Source organism: Actinomadura soli, from assembly GCF_005889715.1.
Taxonomy (GTDB): Bacteria; Actinomycetota; Actinomycetes; order Streptosporangiales; family Streptosporangiaceae; genus Spirillospora; species Spirillospora soli.
Genome location: NZ_VCKW01000063.1, coordinates 1 through 17946 on the forward strand (window position 1 = coordinate 1; position 17946 = coordinate 17946).

Annotated in this window: 14 protein-coding genes; 7 read left to right on the top strand and 7 right to left on the bottom strand. The window is 70.9% G+C overall.

What is annotated here, in order from left to right; all coding sequences use genetic code 11:
- Positions 1-1009: 1009 nt before the first annotated feature.
- The 3 genes from ETD83_RS14615 to ETD83_RS14625 all read left to right on the top strand — a co-directional run bounded on the left by ETD83_RS14615 (position 1010) and on the right by ETD83_RS14625 (position 4655).
- Positions 1010-2017, top strand: a complete 1008-nt coding sequence (locus tag ETD83_RS14615) for a sugar ABC transporter substrate-binding protein (RefSeq protein WP_171064207.1) — start codon at positions 1010-1012, stop codon at positions 2015-2017.
- A gap of 74 nt (positions 2018-2091) precedes the next feature.
- The gene (locus ETD83_RS14620; protein WP_205717671.1) at positions 2092-3606 is read left to right on the top strand and encodes a sugar ABC transporter ATP-binding protein; all 1515 of its coding nucleotides are present in this window, start codon (positions 2092-2094) and stop codon (positions 3604-3606) included.
- Entirely contained in the window at positions 3603-4655 is a 1053-nt protein-coding gene (locus tag ETD83_RS14625; protein ID WP_138645667.1) for an ABC transporter permease, read from the top strand. The genes ETD83_RS14620 and ETD83_RS14625 overlap by 4 nt, the downstream gene beginning before the upstream one ends.
- A gap of 94 nt (positions 4656-4749) precedes the next feature.
- Here ETD83_RS14625 and ETD83_RS14630 read toward each other — a convergent pair whose 3' ends face one another.
- The 3 genes from ETD83_RS14630 to ETD83_RS14640 are packed head-to-tail and all read right to left on the bottom strand — an operon-like array spanning position 4750 to position 7565.
- Positions 4750-5823 (bottom strand): maleylacetate reductase, encoded by a 1074-nt coding sequence (locus ETD83_RS14630; protein WP_138645668.1) that lies wholly within the window; start codon positions 5821-5823, stop codon positions 4750-4752.
- A 2-nt stretch (positions 5824-5825) separates the two neighbouring features.
- Positions 5826-6734, bottom strand: a complete 909-nt coding sequence (locus ETD83_RS14635; RefSeq protein ID WP_138645692.1) for a dioxygenase family protein — start codon at positions 6732-6734, stop codon at positions 5826-5828.
- A gap of 24 nt (positions 6735-6758) precedes the next feature.
- Positions 6759-7565 (bottom strand): IclR family transcriptional regulator domain-containing protein, encoded by an 807-nt coding sequence (locus ETD83_RS14640; RefSeq protein ID WP_138645669.1) that lies wholly within the window; start codon positions 7563-7565, stop codon positions 6759-6761.
- A gap of 261 nt (positions 7566-7826) precedes the next feature.
- On the opposite strand from ETD83_RS14640, the gene ETD83_RS14645 reads away from it, so the two are divergent.
- Genes ETD83_RS14645 through ETD83_RS14660 form a run of 4 tightly spaced genes read left to right on the top strand, consistent with a single transcriptional unit; the run spans position 7827 to position 13323 of the window.
- Positions 7827-9428 (top strand): FAD-dependent oxidoreductase, encoded by a 1602-nt coding sequence (locus tag ETD83_RS14645; protein WP_138645670.1) that lies wholly within the window; start codon positions 7827-7829, stop codon positions 9426-9428.
- 14 nt (positions 9429-9442) lie between these two features.
- Positions 9443-10795: an amidohydrolase family protein gene (locus ETD83_RS14650; protein WP_138645671.1), complete on the top strand. Its 1353-nt coding sequence runs from the start codon at positions 9443-9445 to the stop codon at positions 10793-10795.
- Between the two features lie 39 nt (positions 10796-10834).
- Positions 10835-11815, top strand: coding sequence for an alpha/beta hydrolase (locus ETD83_RS14655; protein ID WP_138645672.1), 981 nt, complete (start codon positions 10835-10837; stop codon positions 11813-11815).
- Positions 11812-13323 carry a CoA-acylating methylmalonate-semialdehyde dehydrogenase gene (locus tag ETD83_RS14660; RefSeq protein WP_407921483.1) on the top strand — a complete coding sequence of 504 codons (1512 nt, stop codon included), beginning with the start codon at positions 11812-11814 and terminating at the stop codon, positions 13321-13323. Before ETD83_RS14655 ends, ETD83_RS14660 begins: the two co-directional genes overlap by 4 nt.
- Positions 13324-13403: 80 nt before the next feature.
- Here ETD83_RS14660 and ETD83_RS14665 read toward each other — a convergent pair whose 3' ends face one another.
- From ETD83_RS14665 to ETD83_RS44445, 4 genes are all read right to left on the bottom strand, one after another.
- Positions 13404-14690, bottom strand: coding sequence for an MFS transporter (locus ETD83_RS14665; RefSeq protein ID WP_138645673.1), 1287 nt, complete (start codon positions 14688-14690; stop codon positions 13404-13406).
- Positions 14691-14797: 107 nt separating this feature from the next.
- Positions 14798-15793, bottom strand: coding sequence for an amidohydrolase family protein (locus tag ETD83_RS14670; RefSeq protein ID WP_138645674.1), 996 nt, complete (start codon positions 15791-15793; stop codon positions 14798-14800).
- A 2-nt stretch (positions 15794-15795) separates the two neighbouring features.
- A complete protein-coding gene (locus ETD83_RS14675) occupies positions 15796-16407 on the bottom strand; it encodes a hypothetical protein (protein ID WP_138645675.1) in 612 nt (203 codons plus the stop codon).
- Between the two features lie 149 nt (positions 16408-16556).
- Entirely contained in the window at positions 16557-17816 is a 1260-nt protein-coding gene (locus ETD83_RS44445; RefSeq protein WP_230420911.1) for an aldehyde dehydrogenase family protein, read from the bottom strand.
- Positions 17817-17946: the final 130 nt, after the last annotated feature.

The window sequence follows — 17946 nt, forward strand, 5'->3', positions numbered from 1 at the left end:
CCAGCCTCCCCCGCCGCCCGATCCCGGGCCTCGCTCGCAGGTACCCGACGCCTCACTCGCACGGGGGACGGCTTCAAAAGCCCGATGGCATGCCGAGCACAAGCCGGTTGGACGTGATTGGACGTGTACGCGACCGTGAATCGTGGACGAGGTTTCCGAGCAGGTGCGGCGCCGTGTGCGCGATAACTTTCCTCACCGGCTGATCGGGTGATCGAGGCCCTGGCCGGATTGACCAGCGACGTTTCCCCGGTGAAGCTCGCGATTCGATCGCCATCGAACGGATTCAGGTGGCCGTTCTTGTCGCCGCCCAGGAACATCCGCGCAAGCCGGTCGCACTCGGCCGCACCGACTGGCGGGACCTGTTGGTAGCCGCTGCGTTAGAAGCGGACTGGCAAGGAGCGGGCAAGCGGGGCGTCAGGCGCCAGGAGGAGAGGGCATCTTCCCTAGCGCGGTGATGCGCGCGGGCACCTCGTTCGGGTTCGAGGACGCGAGGTGAGCGGAACCCTGGTGGGTGTCGATCGCACGCACTCGGGCTGCCCAAGCGTCAGGGGGATCCTGCGCGCCGTTGCGCGAGTCTCGTTCGCGGCCTTGGTCAGCGACATCGCACGCTGCCAGAAACCGGACGCCTTGATGACGGCGAGACCGCGGGCGAGCGTTGCCACGAACACCCATCCGAACCGCTTGGCGTACGACTGTACGCCAAGCGGGATCTGGCATGGCAGTGCAGGTCGGACCCGCGCAGTGCTTGACACTCGTGAACAGCGCCACTTACCTTCGACCGCACTGCGTACAAGTCGCCGCTATACGACCAGGCGGGACGCGGCGCGGAGCGACACGGCCCGCGCACGTCGCAGGCGAGGATCCAGGAGGTACGACAGTGGCAGGCTCACGCCAAATCCAAGGTGTCGCCGCAATCGGTGTACTAGCACTCGCGCTCAGCGCCTGCGGATCGTCCGATGAACGGTCCTCCGGCCGTGGAGCGGACACGACGACCGCGGCGCTCACGGAATTGGCCGGGACCGGCACCTACGGGCGGCCGCCGGCGAAGGCTCCGGCCGTCGCGGGCGCCAAGAAGGTCTGGATCGTCTCCTGCGGCCAGAGCGCCATCGGCTGCCAGACCGGGGCCGAGGCCGCGAAGAAGGCGGCCGAGGCGGTGGGATGGACCGCCCAGATATGTGACGGCAAGCTCAATGCGGGCGGCGCGTTCGCCGGCTGTGTCCGCCAGGGGATCGCGGCGAAGGTCGATGCGATCGTGACCGAGGCGATCGACTGCGTGGCCGTCAAGGAACCGCTCGGCGAGGCGAAGGCCGCCAAGATCACGACCATCAATTTCTGGGGCTTCGACTGCGACACCGGGGAGAGCGCCACGGGCGAGAAGCTGTTCACCGAGTCGGTCGTCCCCTCCGAGAAGTACCGGACCAACGAGGCATATCAGCAGGCGATCGGTGCGGCCCGGGCCGAGTGGGTCAAGGCACGCTCCGGCGGCACGGCCAACGTGATCGAGCTGCATTTCACGGGGACCAACATCGGTGCCGCCCTGCACGAGGGATTCCAGCGGAGAATGAAAGAGTGCGCGTCCTGCGAGGTCGAGACGGTCGAGGTGACGCACCAGTCCTTTGGCAACACCCGGCAGATCATCGAGTCGGCGCTGCTGAAGAATCCGCAGGCGAACTGGGTGGCGGTACCGCTGGACTCGCTTGTGCTCGCGGGCGCGGGCCAGGCCGTCGCCGGTTCGCCGCGCCGGGCGGACGTGAAGCTGATCGGCGGCGAGGGACTGCCGCCGAACCTCGGTCTGATCCGGCAGAACCAGGGGCAGAGCGCGGCGATCGGGCAGCCGATCGACTGGTACGGATGGGCGTCGATCGACACCCTCATCCGGGCCTTCGCCGGTGAGCCTCCCGCACCGTCCGGCATGGGCTTCCAGGTCATCGACTCCGAGGTGAGCCTGCCGGGCTCGGGCCCGTACCGGGCGCCGGTCGACTTCATGTCGGCCTACCGGCGGGCATGGGGACTGTGACCACCGCAAGGCCCGGCGGCCCCGCGGCCTCGACCCCGGCGGCCGGACACCCTACGTCGCTCGCGGTGTCGGGCGTGAACAAGTCATACGGATCGGCCTCGGTGCTGCGGGGCGTGTCGTTCGAGCTCACCCGAGGCCACATCCACGCGCTCGCCGGCGGCAACGGCTCGGGGAAGTCGACCCTGATCAAGGTCCTCGCCGGGATCGAACGCGCTGACAGCGGAGTGCTCAGCCGCCCCGGCCGTGCCGGAACGGACCTGGCCGGGTTCACTCCGGCCCACGCCCGGGAGGCCGGGCTGCGGTTCGTGCACCAGGACCTCGGACTTCTTCCCGACATGACCGTCGCCGAGAACTTCGCCTTCACCCGGGGCTTTCCGAGGGGCGGTGGCCGCCGGATCGCGTGGCGGAAGCTGCACGAGACCACGGAGTCGCTGCTGGGACGGTTCGAACTCGACGTCAGTCCCACGGCGGTCGTCCGCGCCCTGCGTCCCGCGGACCGCGCGATGGTCGCGATCGCGCGCGCCCTGGCCGACGACGGCCCGGAGCAGGTCCTGGTCCTCGACGAACCGACCGCGAGCCTTCCGCACCACGAGGCCGACATCCTCCTCGAAGCGCTCTCCAGGCGCGCACGGCAAGGGCAGACCATCCTGTACGTCAGCCACAGGCTCGACGAGGTGCTCTCACTGGCCGACTCCGTCACCGTCCTGCGCGACGGCGCGGTCGCGGCCACCCGCGGAGCACGGGGGCTGGACCAGCTTCAGCTCGCCGAGCTCATGGCCGGCCGCTCCCTCGGCACGCTTTACGGCGATGAGAACCCCGCGGCCTCGGCGGCCGGGCCGCGCCCGGCCGGCGGCCCGGCTCCCGTGCTCGAAGCGCGGGGGCTGTCGGCCGCCGGGATCAGCGGCATCGACCTGGAAATCTGGGCCGGGGAGATCGTCGGCCTGGCCGGCCTGCTCGGATCCGGCCGGTCGACGCTGCTGAGAACGATCTTCGGCGCGGTCCGCCCGACGTCCGGGACGCTGACGTTCGAGGGCGAGGCGATCGCGGCACCGTCGATCAAGGCGGCCATGCGCCGCGGGGTCGCCCTCGTCCCCGAGGACCGGCTCGCGGACGCCCTCTTCCACGAGTCGTCGGTCGCCCAGAACATCACCGTCGCCACGCTGGCGCGCTACGTGCGCTGGACGCGGCTCGTCCGCTCGCGTGAGCGGGACACGGCCGCCGGCGTCATCGGCGACCTGCGGATCAAGACCGCGGGGCCGGACCAGACGGTGACCCGGCTGTCGGGCGGCAACCAGCAGAAGGTCGTCGTCGCCCGCTGGCTGCAGCGCGCCCCGCGCCTTCTGCTCCTGGACGAGCCGACCCAGGGCGTGGACGTCATGTCCCGCGCCGACATCTACGAGCGGGTCCGCGCGGTCGCCGCCGCCGGCACGTCCGTGCTCGTCGCCTCGTCCGACGTCGAGGAGCTGGCCCACCTCTGCGACCGGGTGGTGGTCCTCAGGGCGGGACGCGTGACGGCGGAGCTCTCCGGAGAGGCGGTCTCGGTCCAGAAGATCGTCAGGTACTCGTACGCGGACCAGGAGGAATCATGAGCGGGACCCGTCTGCGTGAACCGGCGCGGGAATCGGCGGAGGCCCGGCCGCCCGCCGCACGGACCGGACGCCTCAGCGCGTACGGGGAGCGGTACGGCCTGGTGCTTCTGCTCGTCGGAGTCATCGCGTTCTTCAGCGTCCTGCCCGCGAGCTCGACGGCGTTCACCAGCACCGCCAACGTCCAGTCGGTGCTCGCGAGCATCGCCGTGGTCGCCGTGCTCGCCGTCGCCGCGGTCTTCCCGCTCGCGTGCGGCCAGTTCGACTTCTCCGTCGCGGCCACGTCGCTGGTGTCGTCGATCGTCTGTGCCGCGACGATATCGAACCACGACGCCCCGCTGCCGCTCGCGGTCCTGTGCGGTGTGGGCGCCGGCGTGCTGGTCGGCCTGGTCAACGCCGTGCTCGTCGCCCTCCTGCGGCTCAACGCGTTCGTCATCACAATCGGTACCGCCACGCTTCTCCCGGGCCTGGTGCAGTGGTACACGCAGGGCGTCGATCTCGTCCGCGGGATCTCGCAGCCGCTGCGGGACTTCGGGTCGCTGACGTGGCTCGGCCTTCCCCGCGTCATCTGGCTGGTGGCGCTCATCACCGCCGTCTGCTGGTTCACCTTGGCCCACACCGCCTTCGGCCGACGGCTCTACGCGGTCGGGAGCAACGCCTCCGCCGCCCGGCTGGTCGGCATCCCGGTCACCACGCTGACCTTCGGCGCACTGGTGACGTCGGGCGGTCTCGCGGGCATCGCCGGTGTGATCCTCACCGCCCGGAACGGCGGAGGGCTCGTGGACAGCGGTGCCGATCTCCTGTTCCCGGCACTCGCGGCCGTCTTCCTGGGCGCCACGGCGATCGATCCCGGCCGCTACAACGTGCTGGGTGCGGTCGTCGGCACGTTGTTCGTCGCCGTGTCGGTCAGCGGCCTGACGCTCGCGGGCACCGCGGAGTGGGTCCCCGCCGTGTTCAACGGCGCGGCTCTGATCGTCGCGGTCGCCGTCTCCACCCTGCTGGCGCGCCGGCGCGGTGGCCCGCTCGCGGGCGCCCGCCAGGGCAACCGGTAGATGGCGGGCCCCGGCGGTCGCGCCGCCGCCGGGGCCGCGCACGACCGGGCCACGTCACGTGGAGGGCTTCCGAAACGTGATGTGGCCCAGCGGGTCAGGACCGTGGCGCTGGACGCTCGCCGCTCCAGGCGGCGTGGAGCAGGCGCGTCACGCCGTCGCGGGTGACGGGCGCGGGGTTCGCGTACGGGGCGTTCAGGACCTGCTCGCGGACGGGGTCGATGTCGCCTTCGGCCATGCCGAGCTCGCGCAGGGACCGGGGCGCGTCCAGGGAGGCCGCCAGATCCCAGAGGCGGCCAGCGGGGTCGCCGGAGTCCAGCGCTCGTGCCAGGGCTTCGGTCGCTTCGGGGGCGGCGGGCTGGTTGTAGGCGAGTGCGTGCGGCAGGACCACGGTGTGGGTCGCGGCGTGCGGGAGGTCGAGCGTCCCGCCGAGAGCGTGGCAGAGTTTGTGGTGCAGGGACATGGTCGTGGCGCCCAGGGCGGCGCCGCACAGCCAGGACGCGTACAGCGCCGTGGTGCGGGCGCCGAGGTCGCGTCCATCGGCGAACACGCCTGGAAGCGCCTCGGTCATTGCGCGCACGCCCTCTTGGGCCATCAGCGAGACGACCGGGGAGCGGTCCGGTGCGTAGAGCGCCTCGACCGCGTGGGCGACGGCGTTGAATCCGCTGGTCACCGACATGGCGATGGGGAGGCCGAAGGTGAGGTCGGGGTCGTACAGGACGCTCGCGGGCAGCACCCGCGGATCCTTGCCGGTCCGCTTGCGGCCGTTCTCGGTGAGGCCCCACACGGTGGTCATCTCCGAGCCCGCGTAGGTCGTGGGGACGGCGATCACCGGCAGGTCGTGCTCCAGCGCGATGGCCTTGCCCAGGCCGATGGCCGATCCGCCGCCGACCGTCACGCAGGCGTCGGCGCCGAGCTCGGCGGCGCGGCCGCGGGCGTGCCGTGCGACCTCGACCGGGACGTGCATGCGCGCTTCGGCGAGGACGCCCGCGGAACGCTCGCCCAGCGCCTCCGCGATGGTCTCCCCGGTCGCGCGCTGCTCGGGCGAGCAAAGCACGAGGGCGCGGCGCGCGCCCAGCCGCGCGACCTCCTCGGGCAGGGACGCGACGACACCAGACCCGAACAGCACACGCATCGGCAGCGCGTCGTAGGAGAAGGAGGTCTGGACCATGGTCACGCTTCCAGGTCGGCGGTGTCGGGGCGGAGGACGACGTCGAAGTTCACCGTGCGGAACGGGTTGGGCAGGCCGGCCGTGGCCGCGCGCTCTGGGTCGTCGACCTCGGGGAACTCGCGCACCAGGCTGGGCTTGACCCCGAACACGGCGTCGGAGTCGATGAACGGCGCCCCGGCGACGAACAGGTGAGTGGTCACAGTGCGGTAGCCGGGCGCGGACACCTCGAAGTGGATGTGCGCGGGCCGGTTCGGATGCCGGGCCGTCGCCTCCAGCAGCCGCCCGACCGGGCCGTCCTGCGGGATCGGGTAGTGGCGCGGGACGATCGAGCGGAACCAGAACCGCCCCTCGCCGTCCGCGGTGAACAGCCCGCGCAGATTCAGGTCCGGCTGCACGCCGGGCTGCTGCACGTCGTAGAAGCCCTCGTCGTTGGCCTGCCACACATCGACCGCCGCCGCCGGGACGGGCCGCCCGTCCGGGCCCGCGACGCTTCCGGTGACCAGGCACGGGGTGCCCTTGCCGTCCTCGGCGATGTCGGCGCCCAGCTCCCGGGGCGGGGAGGCGACCATGTGGAAGGGCCCTTCCACCGTGGACTCGGTCAGCCCCTCACCGGCCCGGTTGTTGATGGTCTCGACCAGCATCGAGGCGCCCAGCACGTCGGAGAGCAGGATGAACTCCTGCCGGGTGCTCGTGCACGCCTGCCCGGTCGCGGTGAGGAACTCGATCGCCGCCGCCCACTCCCGCTCAGTGAGCTCGACGTCCTTCACGAAGCCGTGCAGGTGCCGTACGAGCGAGGTGAGGATCCGCCGCAACCGCGGGTCGGGCGTCCGGGCAAAACTGGCGGCGACCACGTCGGCCGACCGTTCCTCGCTGAACAGCTGGGCCGGGTCCGGTGGAGTGTGCGAATCCATCATCGTCTTCCGTGCTCTCGTCGGTCACGTGGCGCGCAGGGCTCGCTGCGGCGCGGCGTGGATGAGTTCGTAGTCGCGTCCGATCGCGCCGGTCGTCTGGAGCAGGAGGGGCAGCAGGTCGTCGATCAGCTCGCGGTGGGCGACCTCGGCGGCGATCGCCGTGACGTTGACCGCGGCGACCGTCCGTCCGTCGCCGTCGCGCAGGGGCGCGGCGACGGAGCGGATTCCGGGCGCCACCTCGCCGTCGGTCGAGGCCCAGCCGCGGGCGCGCACCTCCCGTAGCTCGGCCTCGATCTCGTCGATCGGCTTGGGCCGGTGGGGTTTGATCGGGGATCGCGTCTCCGCGCGCAGTGCCGTGTGCAGGGCGTCGGGGTCCAGGGACGCGAGGAGGACCTTGCCGAGCGCGGTGCTGGCGGCGGGGAGGCGCATGCCCACCTTGACGTTGACGGCCACCACCTTGGGGACCTCGACGCGGGCGGTGTAGACGATGTCCGAGCCGTCCAGCTCGGCCATGGAGGCGGCCTGGCCGGTCTGCTTTACGAGGTCGCGCAGGTGAGGGAGCGCGACCTCCCACAGGCCGGTGGACAGCGTGTAGGCCACGCCCAGCTCCAGCACCCGGGGGGTGAGGACGACGCCCTCGGGCGTCGAGCGCGCGTACCCGAGGTGTTCGAGCGTGAGGACGATCCGGCGGGCGGTCGGCCGGGCCAGCCCGGTCGCGGCCGCGATCTCGGTGAGGGACATCGGCACCCGGTGCGAGCCGAAGCATCTGATCACGTCGAGACCGCGGGCCAGGGCCTCGATGAAGTCCGGGCCGGCGTCGTCGCGCGGCATGTGGCTCCCTTCGCCGGTGGCCGATCGCCACTCGCCAGTCTTGTCCGGCCAAGAGTACGGGGTGCGACCGCTCTTCGGTCAAGTGCCCGCCTGCTTTGCTTCCCCCTTGTTCACGTCGTCCTCGCAGGACAAGTGAGGGGTGCAATGAATGGACTCTTCTCTTGACAGCGGCGGTCACGCGTCCCATGCTGCTGGGACGCAGCAGGATTGACCGACTGACGGTCAGTTTACCGTCTAACGGTCACTCAGTGGAGGCAGCACATGTCGAACAGCGCCACATCCGCCGATGTCGTCGTCATCGGCGGCGGACCCGCCGGCCTGACGGTCGCCGCAGAGGCCGCGCGCGCCGGGGCCCGGGTCGTCGTGTTGGAGCGCCGCACGGAGGACACCCACTCACGGGCCGGAGTGATCCAGCCGCGCGTGCTGGAGCTGTTCGACGTCCGCGGCCTCATGGACCGGTTCCGCGCCGCGGCCGAGAAGTGGCGGCCCGACTTCGAGGTACCGCGCTACATCTACGCCGGCCTGATCGGGCTGCGCTACGACCAGCTCGACAGCAAGTTCCCCTACGCGCTGATCCTGCCGCAGATGACCACCGAGCACCTGCTGGCGGAATGGGCCGTGGAACAGGGCGCCGACCTGCGCCGCGGGCTCACCTACCTCGGCCACGCCGAGACCCCCGGCGGGGTCACGGTCACCGCCCGGGACTCCGCAGGCGACGCACTCGAATTCAGCGCGCCCTATCTGGTGGGGGCCGATGGCGCCCGCAGCCTCGTCCGCGAGGTGGCCGGCATCCCCTTCGACGGCCATCCGACGCGGATGACCGCTGTGGCCGTGGACGCCCATCTGTCCTTTCCCTGGCAGGCGTCGATGCAGATGAAACGCAACGAGCACGGCTGGGTGCTCTCCTACCCCTTCGGCCGGGGCATCACCCGGTTCATCATCGTCGCCGAACGCTGCCGCCACGTGCCCAAGCACGAGCCGGTCACCATGGACGAGGTCCGGGAATCGCTGCGGCTGATCTTCGGGGACGACTTCGGCGTGACGTCGGCGCAGTGGCTGTCGCGCTACGGCGACGCGCACCGGATGGTCCCCGAGTTCCGCCGCGGACGGGTGCTGCTCGCCGGGGAGGCGACCCGCGTGCACTACCCCGCGAGCGGCATCGGGATGAACTACTGCATCCAGGACGCCTTCAACCTCGGCTGGAAACTCGGCTGGGTAGCGACCGGACGCGCCCCCGACGCGCTGCTCGACAGCTACCACGAAGAGCGGCATCCGGTGCTCAAGACGCTGATGGACGACGTCGCGGCGCAGTGCGGGCTGCATTTCGACTTCTCCCACGCCGGGCTGGCCCTCAAGGACTTCGTCGAGCGGGAGCTCGTGCCGATCCCGGAGGTCAACACGATCCTCCGCGACCGGCTGAGCGGCTTCGGCACCTCCTACCACCACGACTCCGACCCCCATGACGCGGACGGCGCCCGGGTGAGCGACTTCCCCGTCGACACCGCCGGCGCCCCATCCGCCTCGTCCTACACCCGGGTCGCCAAGGACGCCGGCTTCGTGCTGGCCGACGCCGCCGGCCCCGCGGGCGCCCCCCGGACGCTGCCCGACGTGATCACCACGGTGACGGCCCCGGCCGCCGCGCTGGCGGAGCGGTTCGGCGGCGCCGCGGCGGTGCTGATCCGTCCCGACGCCTATGTGGCGCGCGCCTGGGCGGCACGGCCCACCGACGAGCAGGTCACCGCCGCCTACCAGACCGCGACGCGGCAGGAGGCGGGCGAACCGGTACAGGCGGACGACTTGATGCGGGCGGGCGAGCCGGTGCGGGCAGGCGCGGACGCCGTCCAGCAGCCCGAACACGCGTGAGACAGGGAGCGGACATGACCGACCGCGCGCCGCGGCGCATTCTCATCGACAACGGCTGGGTCGTCACCGGCGACCCGGGGCTCGGCACGCTCACCGGCTGCGACGTCCTGATCGAGGACGGCCGGATCACCGCCGTCGGGCGGGGCCTGCCCGGCGACGGCGCCGAGGTGATCGACGCCCGCGACATGATCGTCCTTCCCGGGCTGGTCGACGCCCACAAGCACACCTGGCAGTCCGCCGTCCGGCACCGCTGCACCGAGCTTGACCTGCAGACCTACTTCGGAGAGATGTTCGGCAGGCTCGGGCCGCTGTACCGCCCCGAGGACGTGTACGCCGGCAACCTGCTCGGCGCCCTGTCCGCCCTCGACGCGGGCACCACCGCGCTCATGGACTGGTCGCACGTCCAGAACTCGCCCGAGCACAGCGACCAGGCCATCGCGGCGCTGCGCGACAGCGGAATCCGCGCGATCTTCGGGCACGGCTGGCCGCTGGTCGACCTTCCGGCGTGGATCGCCGGCAGCGACCGGCCGCACACCGATGACGTCCGGCGCATCCACCGCGAGCTGCTGCCGGACGACGACGCCCTGGTCACGCTGCACCTGGCCGGGCGTGGCCCGGAGCTGTCCACGCTGGAGGCGACCCGCGCCGACCTCGCCATGGCGCGTGACCTGGGGATCCGCACGTCCATCCACATGGGCTGCGGCCCCGAGTACGGCGCGATGGCCGCGATCGCGCAGCTGGGACGCGCCGGGCTGCTCGGCCCGGACCTGAGCTTCGTGCACTGCAGCGAGTCCGCCGACGACGAGTTCGCGATGATGGCCGACCACGGCGCGGCCGTCGTGCTCGCACCGCACCACGAGCAGGCGCTGCCCGGCATCGGGCACACCCCGATCGACCGCGTGCGGGCGTTCGGGATCACGGCCGGGCTGAGTACCGACACCGAGACCGCCGGGGCCGCCGACCTGTTCACCCAGATGCGCGCGGGCCTGGCCGCCCATCGCAGCCAGCTCGCCGAGGGACGCACCCGGTTCGCCGGCAAGCTCGACCCGTTCAGCGTCGCCGAGGTCTTCGCGATGGCCACCCAGGGTGGCGCCGACACGCTGGGGCTCGGCGACCGGATCGGCAGCCTCAGCCCCGGGAAGCGCGCCGACGTCGTCCTCGTCCGCGCGACCGACCCCAACCTCTTCCCGGTCACCGACCCGGTGGCCGCGCTGGTCTGCTCCGCGCACCCGGGCAACGTCGACACCGTCCTGGTCGACGGCGTCGTCCGCAAGCGAGCCGGTTCGCTCGCCGGCGACGGAGCGGGCGGCATCGACCGCGCGAGGGAACTCGCGCTGGCCTCCCACCGCCGCCTTCTCGGCGGCTGACATCACGTCCGAACGTCCACCACTCCCCGAAAGGTCACTATGACGCTCGACCCCGACGTTGCCGGGTTCTTGTCCGCCCTCCGCTCCGCCGGCGTCCCGCCCGGATTCTCCGGGACGCCCGGCGAGATGCGCGAGCGCATGCGGGCCGCGATCGAGGGCAACTGGGATCCCGCGGAGTTCGCCCCCGTCAAGAGCGTTGACGACGTCACCGTCCACGGGCTACGCCTCAAGGTCGTCCGGCCTCTCTCCGACGAGTCGGTCCCCACCGTCGTCTACTTCCACCCCGGCGGCTTCATCATGGGCAGCGCCCATCTCATGCAGGACGTCGCACGGCGGCTCGCGCACGACCTGGGCGCCTGGGTGGTCTCCGTCGACTACCGGCTCGCCCCCGAGCACCCGTTCCCGGCCGCGGTCGAGGACGCGATGACCGCGTTGCGCTGGGTGGCCGACCACGTCGGTGACCTCGGCGGCAATCCGGCGCGCGTCGGCCTCGCCGGGGAGAGCTCGGGCGCCAACCTCGCGGCGGTCACGGCACGGCGCGCCCGTGACGCGGGCATCCCCGTGGCCGGCCAACTGCTGGCCTCGCCGGTGACGAACTTCGCGGCCTGGTACCCGTCCGTCGCCCAGAACGCCGACGGCTACTTCCTGACCCGCGACGACCTCGCCGTCATCCGAAAGCTCTACTTCGGTGACGATGACGCCCGCGCCGCGGACCCGCTCGTCTCGCCCGCCCTGGCGCCCGACCTGACCGGGGTCGCCCCGGCGGTCATCGGGGTGGCAGGGTTCGACCCCCTGCGCGATGACGGCACCGTCTACGCGGCCCGGCTCCTGGAGGCGGGCGTGCCCACCTCCCTGCGCGTCTACCCCGGCCTCATCCACCCGTTCTTCGGCATGCCCGGCTTGTCCCCCGCCACCGACGCCGCCGTGTCCGAGCTGACCGGCCTGCTCGGCGGCCTGCTCGGCGGCCTGCTCGGCGGCCCGCTGGACGGCGCGCCCGCCGCGACGGAGGAGGACGCGTGACCACTTCCGTCAACGACGTGCGCGAGATAGGGCACTGGGTCGACGGCAAGGAGTTCCTCGGCTCCAGCGGAGACACCGCGCCCGTGACGGACCCGGCGACAGGGCGGGTCACCGGCCGGGTCTCGATGGCGGACGCCGCCGACGGGCGCGTCGCGATCGCCTCGGCGAAGGCGGCCTTCCCGGCCTGGCGGGACCTCTCCCTGACCAAGCGCACTCAGATCGTCTTTCGGTTCCGGGAACTGCTGGACCAGCGCAGGCCGGAGCTGGCAAAGCTGATCACCGCCGAGCACGGCAAGGTGCTCTCCGACGCGCTCGGCGAGATCAGCCGGGGCCAGGAGGTCGTCGAGTTCGCCTGCGGAATGCCGCATCTGCTCAAGGGCGCGATGACGGAGAACGCCTCGACCAGTGTCGATGTCTGCTCGATGCGCCAGCCGCTGGGCCCGGTGGGGATCATCTCGCCGTTCAACTTCCCAGCGATGGTCCCGCTGTGGTTCTTCCCGATCGCGATCGCCGCGGGCAACACCGTTGTGCTCAAGCCCAGCGAGAAGGACCCGTCCGCCGCGCTTTGGCTGGCCGAGCTCTGGGCCGAGGCGGGACTGCCCGCGGGCGTGTTCACCGTCCTCCAAGGCGGCAAGACCGCGGTCGACGAACTGCTGACCAACCCTGGGATCAAGGCAGTCTCGTTCGTCGGCTCCACCCCGATCGCCCAGTACGTCTACGCCACCGCGAGCGCCCACGGAAAGCGCGTGCAGGCGCTCGGGGGCGCGAAAAACCACATGCTCGTCCTTCCCGACGCCGACCTCGACGCCACCGCCGACGCCGCGGTGAACGCCGGCTTCGGCTCCGCCGGCGAACGCTGCATGGCCGTCAGCGTCGTGGTCGCCGTCGGCGACGTCGCCGACCGGCTCGTCCCCAAGATCGCCGAACGGGCCGCGGCCATCAGGGTCGGTGACGGCACCCGCTCCTGCGACATGGGCCCGCTAGTGACCGCGCAGCACCGCGACAAGGTGGCCGGTTACATCGACTCCGGAGAGAGGAACGGGGCGTCGGTCGTCCTCGACGGCCGTCACGTCCGGCCGGACGGGGCGGCAGGCGGCTTCTGGCTCGGTCCGACGCTTCTCGACCACGTCACCCCCGAGATGAAGGTCTACACGGATGAGATCTTCGGGCCGGTGCTGTCGGTGGTCCGGGCCGGCTCCTACGACGAGGCCATGACGCTGATCAACACCAATCCCTACGGAAACGGCGCCTGCGTCTTCACCAGGGACGGCGGTGCGGCCCGGCGGTTCCAGAACGAGGTCGAGGCCGGGATGGTCGGCGTCAACGTGCCCGTCCCGGTGCCGATGGCGTACTACAGCTTCGGCGGCTGGAAGAACTCGCTCTTCGGTGACACCCACGCGCACGGCACCGAAGGCGTGCACTTCTTCACCCGCGGCAAGGTGGTCACGAGCCGCTGGCCGGAACCCGCGCGAAGCGGGCTCGACCTTGGCTTCCCTGAGAACAGCTGAACTGATCCTCCTGACCCTCGGCGGGTCCACCCGGCATCTGTCACACCGGGTGGACCCGCCTTCGTCGGGATGAGGCGCAGTCAGGACAGGGCGGCCTCGCCGCTCGCCTCGTGGGCTTTCCGGGTGGACGTTCTCTTGCCCAGGCGAGGGGCGGTCTCGCGGATCAGCAGCGCCACCACGGCCAGCAGGATCGGCGCCGCGGCGTACAGCAGCAGCGCGCTCTTCAGGCTGTGGGTCGCGTCGGCGAGCGCGCCGCCGAGCTGCGGGCCGAGCGCGCCGCCGAGGGTCTCGCCCACGGCGATCTGCAGGGCGAACGCCGTGGCCATCAGCTCCCGGGGCACCGACTCGCCGGGCACCACATAGGTGATCAGCGTGAGCGAGCCGCCCGCCATCAGGCCGACGACCAGCGACGCCAGGAGCAGGGGCACCGAGTGAGCGAACAGGACGAAGAACAGCGGCACGAGCCCGCTGCAGATCGCCGCCGCGAACAGTGCCGGTTTGCGTCCGACGCGGTCCGACACCGCGGGGGCGATGATGCTGCCGAGCGCGATGATGCAGCCGTACACGGTGAGCACGAGCGTCGCGGTGCTCCGGGAGAGCCCCTCCTCGTGCAGGTAGGTGGGCGCGAACGCGCCGAAGCCGATGTTCGTGCCGAGGCAAACGGTCGTGCCGACAAGCGCCAGCAGGACGTTGCGGTTGGCCAGGACGAGGCGGAAGTCCCGAGCCTTGACGCGCGGGGCGTCGGCGCCGGCCGTGCGATCCTCGCGCATGAAGAGCGCCACGAGGAGCGCCACGACGATGCCCGGGACGGCGACGAGCGGGAAGGCGAGCCGCCAGTTCAGCGCCGTGGCGAGCCCGATCATGATGCTCGGTGCCAGCGCGCTCCCGATGAGCAGCGTCCCGGCGATGACGATGCCCATGTTCCGGCCGCGCCGCTCCGGCGATGACGCGCGGGCGACCGCGCCCTGGATCAGGGGCAGCGCGGGGCCCTCGCAGAAGCCGATGACCGCGCGGAGCAGCAGCATGGTCCCGTAGTCCTGCGCCAGGCCGATCAGGCCGACGGCGGTGGAGAACAGGACCAGGCTCGCGACGATCATCCATTTGGTCCGGCCGCCGAGGCGGTCGGACACGACCGAGAAGATCAGGCTGGAGATCGCCCATGTCACGGCGGTGATTGAGACCAGCGAGCCGAGCTGGCTGTGGTTCAGATGAAGGTCATCGCCGATCTGCGGGAAGAGGAAGGTGATGCCGAAGCGGTCGAGGAACACGATCCCGGCCGCGAAGAACATGATGAGGACGAGTGTGTTCTGCCGGTTCGCGCCCGCGGCGCCCGGATCAGGGCGGCGGAAGAAACTGGTGACGGACATGGATGACTCCCCATGAGTGGGTTCGGATTTTTCTTGAGCGCGTCAAAGACACACGGGGGGCACTCTGGTGGGGAGCTTGAAATACGGCGGCCGTTACCGCCCGGCCCTTATCCGACGAATTCCTCGGAAAGCGGCTCGGCGTCGGCGAGGCGCCGCGCCGCTCGCGGGAAAAGATCGAGCGCCCGGGCTCTGACACCGCCTTCCTCCTCAAGTGACAATGCGCCGCACTGGAGGAGGCTTGTGCGGTTCGATTCGGCGGACGACTCGGTCGTGCAGGGTGCGCCCCAGTCGCTGCCGTAGACGATGTGGCCGGCTCCTACCGTCGCCATCGCCGGTAGAAGAGAATGTGTGAAAGCCGTCGCGGCCGTGTCGACGTAGAGGGAGGATGTCTGCTCGTCGATTTCCTGGGCCGTCACTCCGTGTGGGACCCATGGTTCGTTTCCCAGCAGCCGGAGCCGCCCGGTCAGCGCGGGGTACGCTCCCCCGCAGTGAGCGATCACGAAGGTGATGTTCGGGTGGCGCTTGATTGTCTTCCGGAAGATCATGTCGAAGACCGTCCGGGCGGTGTCGAAGGCCACTTCGTACAGCGGGGCCGGGTGGTCGAGTGTGGGCGGCAGGCGCGCGTCGGGGTGGACGAACACCGCTGCACCCCAGTGGTCAAGCATTTCCCACAATGGGGTGAGGGAGTCGTCGCCCAGGTGTATGCCGTTGTATTTCGTCGTCACGGTGAACCCGTCGGCGTCGAGTTCCTCGCGCGCCCGTATGGCCTCGTCCACGGCGGCCGAGGGGTCGTCTGTGGGGAGGGCGGCCAAGAGACCGAACCGCGACGGGTGTTCCGCCACGATGGACGCCCCGTAGTCGTTCGACGCGCGGAGGCCCGCCAAGCGGCCGGGGATGTTGCTCAGCATCTGCATGGCGGTACCGGACGCGTCCATGTACGCCAAAGTGCGTTCCAGGGACCATTCGTGCGGTTCGGGGAAATAGATGCCCTTGCCCAGCATGGCCTGCCAGACGCGGAGACGTTCTTCCTCCGTGCTCGGCGGCGTGAAATGCGCGTGGACGTCGACGTATCGACCCGCGAGCCTGTCATTGATCGGCGCCATATCTAGTCCTCGAACAGGCGCAGGCCGTTCTCGATCTCCGAGAGCGGGCTCTGCTCCAGGTAGGGCGCGAGGGCTTTCCGCGCATCGGCCGGTGACAGGAGCGCGGAATGCTCCACCTCGTCCACGCGCCAGCTTCCGGTGTCGTCGTAGATGAATTCGCCCACGAGCCGCCCGTCGCGGTAGGGCCAGGCGGCGGCGAATCGGTGCGAGATCTGATAGGTGCCGTCCGGGTCGGTGTCCTCGCCAGCGAGCGCGGCGGCGTCACCGCGGACGATCTGGGCGAAGACGGCCTCGATGAAGATCCCATAGTCCGATACGGCGACCTCCTCCTCCAGCGCGCCGAAGACGTTCATTCCGCCGCCGACGATCTCGGAATAGAATTTCCGGACCTCCGCCATGCCATCGCAGACCAGCGTCTTCCCGCGTTCGGTGAGCCGATAGACCGGATGGTCGACGATCATCGCCGGGATGAGGATGTCCTCCCAGAGTCCGGACACCTCCAGAAGCGCGTGCCTGCGGTAGTTCTTCAGCATGTGCCGATGCTTCGGATCATCGACCACCGCGAGCGCCGCATCGACACCCGCCGTGATGCCCCGTACATCGAAAACTTTCATACCGTCGCTCCTTGGAGGGCCGTTAATTGTCGAGGTCCAGCCCGTTTCGTGCAGCTTAGGAGCCGTTTGCCCGCTGCCGCTTCACCTGGTCCGTTGAATGGACGGCGATAATGACTCCGCTTAACTGGCGCCGACCTCTCGCGCGCCGATCAAAAACCGTAAGTCGGATCAGGAGCGACTTCGACGTCCAACAGCAAGGGCGCCTGCAGGTCAGCGAGGGACGGCACGACCTCGGCGAGGATCCGTGTCAGCTCGTCGTGGGACGCGACCCGTTGGGCGGGGCAGCCGAAACCCGCGGCGATGGCGGACACGCTGACCTCGGTGAATCCCGGCCACGGCGGCTTGCCGTGACCGGCCTGCTCGGCGAGCCGGTCCATGATCGCGTATCCGCCGTTAGCCAGGACCACGAAGAGGACCCCGGCCCGGTAGTGCGCCGCGCTCCACAGTCCCTGGATCCCGTACAACGACGAACCATCGCCCAGGACGGCGACAACCGGACGGTCGGGAGCGCCGAGTTTCACGCCGACCGCGGCCGGGAGCCCGAAGCCCAGCCCGCCCGCGGCGGCGCTCAAGAAGCCCAGCGGGGTCCGGGCGGGCACGCGGCGGTGAAGTTCCGGGCGGCTGGACGGTGTCTCTTCGACCACGACGGCGTCGGCCGGGAGAAGCCGGGCGAGGAGATCGAACACGTGCGCGGGCCGTAGCGGTTCACCCGGATCCGGTGCCGTCATCGGCGCCGTCCCCTGGTTCACGATCGGCACCGTCCCGGGGCGCGGCACCACCGGGCGCTGCCCCGCCGGGTCGCGGCGGCCGAGCCGTCCGTACTCGGTGTCGTTGGCGATCTCGACCGCGTGGTCCGTCCCGTCCGCCTCGATGATCGACAGCACCGGGCCGAACGACTCCTCGGAATAGATCCGCATCGCGGGCGTCACTCCCCGCAGCACCGTCGGCCGCACGTAGAGGCCCTCCGCCTCGCCACCGGTCAGCACCTCGGCGCCGTGCTCGCGGGCGTTGTCCACCAGCGCGAGCACACGGTCCCTGGCCTCCCGGCCCACCATCGGCCCGAGCTGGGTGGACGGGTCGTCGGGCGGCCCCACTACCAGGCCCGCAGCACGCTCCGTCAGCCGGACGGCGACCTCGTCGGCGACCGAACGGTCCACGATCAGCCGTTCGGTGGACATGCAGACCTGGCCCTGGTTCAGGAACGCGCCGAACGTCGCGGCCTCGACGGCCGCCTGCAGGTCGGCGTCGGCGAGCACCAGCATCGGGGCCTTGCCGCCCAGCTCCAGCACGGTCCGGGTGAGGTGCCGTCCCGCGATCTCGGCGATGACGCGGCCGACGCGGGTGGAGCCGGTGAAGTTCACCCGCGCGACGGCGGGGTGGGCGATGAGGGCCTCGTCGGTGGCGGTCATGGAATCTCCCTCAGGTCGGAGGCTCAGGTCGGCGGCTCCGGCGGGACGCCGCCGGTGCCCGGCAGTCTCAGACGGACGTCCGGCTGATCACAACGCGAACGTCCATTCAACGAACACACCGAGTAGCCGG

What these genes read in the sequence shown, in the direction of transcription:
- ETD83_RS14625 (WP_138645667.1), top strand. Translation starts at nt 3,603, where the DNA reads ATGAGCGGGACCCGTCTGCGTGAACCGGCGCGGGAATCGGCGGAGGCC.
- ETD83_RS14630 (WP_138645668.1), bottom strand. Translation starts at nt 5,823, where the DNA reads ATGGTCCAGACCTCCTTCTCCTACGACGCGCTGCCGATGCGTGTGCTG.
- ETD83_RS14635 (WP_138645692.1), bottom strand. Translation starts at nt 6,734, where the DNA reads ATGGATTCGCACACTCCACCGGACCCGGCCCAGCTGTTCAGCGAGGAA.
- ETD83_RS14640 (WP_138645669.1), bottom strand. Translation starts at nt 7,565, where the DNA reads ATGCCGCGCGACGACGCCGGCCCGGACTTCATCGAGGCCCTGGCCCGC.
- ETD83_RS14645 (WP_138645670.1), top strand. Translation starts at nt 7,827, where the DNA reads ATGTCGAACAGCGCCACATCCGCCGATGTCGTCGTCATCGGCGGCGGA.
- ETD83_RS14650 (WP_138645671.1), top strand. Translation starts at nt 9,443, where the DNA reads ATGACCGACCGCGCGCCGCGGCGCATTCTCATCGACAACGGCTGGGTC.
- ETD83_RS14655 (WP_138645672.1), top strand. Translation starts at nt 10,835, where the DNA reads ATGACGCTCGACCCCGACGTTGCCGGGTTCTTGTCCGCCCTCCGCTCC.
- ETD83_RS14665 (WP_138645673.1), bottom strand. Translation starts at nt 14,690, where the DNA reads ATGTCCGTCACCAGTTTCTTCCGCCGCCCTGATCCGGGCGCCGCGGGC.
- ETD83_RS14670 (WP_138645674.1), bottom strand. Translation starts at nt 15,793, where the DNA reads ATGGCGCCGATCAATGACAGGCTCGCGGGTCGATACGTCGACGTCCAC.
- ETD83_RS14675 (WP_138645675.1), bottom strand. Translation starts at nt 16,407, where the DNA reads ATGAAAGTTTTCGATGTACGGGGCATCACGGCGGGTGTCGATGCGGCG.
- ETD83_RS44445 (WP_230420911.1), bottom strand. Translation starts at nt 17,816, where the DNA reads ATGACCGCCACCGACGAGGCCCTCATCGCCCACCCCGCCGTCGCGCGG.